Source organism: Kocuria atrinae C3-8, assembly GCF_000286355.1.
In the GTDB taxonomy this organism is placed as follows: Bacteria; Actinomycetota; Actinomycetes; order Actinomycetales; family Micrococcaceae; genus Kocuria; species Kocuria atrinae_A.
Genome location: NZ_AJXN01000219.1, coordinates 1 through 1,485, shown reverse-complemented (window position 1 = coordinate 1,485; position 1,485 = coordinate 1). Strand labels below are relative to the sequence as shown.

2 protein-coding genes are annotated in these 1,485 nt (G+C 68.8%); both read left to right on the top strand.

Going from position 1 to position 1,485, the window contains the following annotated elements:
• The first annotated feature begins 121 nt into the window (after positions 1 to 121).
• Positions 122 to 778, top strand: a complete 657-nt coding sequence (locus YO9_RS0115985) for a sodium:solute symporter family transporter (protein ID WP_223286724.1) — start codon at positions 122 to 124, stop codon at positions 776 to 778.
• Positions 775 to 1,485 (top strand): thiamine pyrophosphate-binding protein (locus tag YO9_RS0115980; RefSeq protein ID WP_016998396.1); only part of this gene is annotated, 711 nt, incomplete at its 3' end. The genes YO9_RS0115985 and YO9_RS0115980, both read left to right, overlap by 4 nt.

Here is a 1,485-nt window from a genome sequence, read left to right as displayed (position 1 = left end):
TCATCACGCAATTCGTGGTCTACGGGTTCGGCATGCTGATCGGCCAGGACATCTGGCAGCGCGTGTTCACCGCCCGCTCCCCGCAGGTCGCCGCTGGGCCGGCCTGGGCGCCGCCGCCTACGTGGCGCTGTACGGCGTGGCCGGTGCGCTGATCGGCACCGCCGCGGCGTCCGTACTCCCCAACCTTTCCCTGCCGGAGGAGGCGTTCGCCGCCATGGCCGAAATGCACGTTCCCGCCGGCCTGGGTGGCGTGGTGCTCGCCGCCGGTGTCGCGGCCATGATGTCCACGGCCTCCGGTGCGATGATCGCGGCCTCCACGGTCGCGCGCGTTGACGTGATCCCCACCCTCAAGGGCCTGTTCGGGGCTTCCCACGACGACGTCGCTCGCGCCCGCTCCGAGGACGCCTCCGTCTTCAAGGACCGTGTCTATGTTGTGGTCGTGGGACTACTGGTCACGTTCATCTCCATGCTCGTTCCCTCCACCGTGGTGGCCCTGACCATTGCGTACAACGTGCTGGTCGGTGGCCTGTTGGTCGCCATCCTGGGCGGTCTGATCTGGAAGCGCGGCACCGCAATGGGCGCCGCAGTCTCCATGGGCGTGGGATCGCTGGTCACCCTGGTGTCGATGGCGGTCTTCGGTGTGCTCGCCAACGCCCCCATCTACCTGGGCCTGCTGTCCTCCGCGCTCGTGTACGTGGTGGTGTCGCTGCTGACCAAACGCACCTCGGACGAGATTTCCACGGAATGGTCGGAACGGATCAAGGAGGCCAAGTCTTGAGCGAGAACCTAGGCAACCAGGCGACGTCGTACCCCGAGCGCACCGTGGCCCGCGCGGTCCTGGAGACCCTGCGCGGCTACGGAATCGACACCGTGTTCGGCATTCCCGGCACCCATTCTCTTGAGTTCTACCGGCCGCTGCGCGAGCTGGGCATTCGGGCCATCACCACCCGGCACGAGCAGGGCGCGTCCTACGGCGCGGACGGATGGTCTCAGGTCCGCGGACTGCCCGGCGTGGTCATCACGACGTCCGGGCCGGGGCTGCTGAACTCGCTGTCCGGTGCGGCCACCGCGTACGCCGAATCGCGCCCCATGATCCTGCTGTCGCCGGGCCGCCCGGTGGGTCAGGATTTCCGGGACATCGGCTCGCTGCACGAAACCAAGAATCCGTCCGCGGCGGTCAACGCGATCGTCGGCCAGTCCCGCCGCGTGACCTCCGGCGCCGAAGCCGTGACCATGATTCACGACGCGATGCGGGACTTCGCCCACTCCCGCCCGCGGCCCATCCATATTGAGATCCCGCTGGACATCCTCGAAGGCCCGGCGGACGTGCCTGCGTCCGCGACGGCCCCGCGTCCCCTGGGAGCGCCCCAGCCTGCACCGGCGTCCGACGTCGCCGCGGCGGCTGCTGCTCTCGCCGCAGCTTCTCGTCCGGTCGTCCTGGCCGGTGGTGGCTCGTTGGCCGCGGGTTCTCAGTTGTTGGAACTG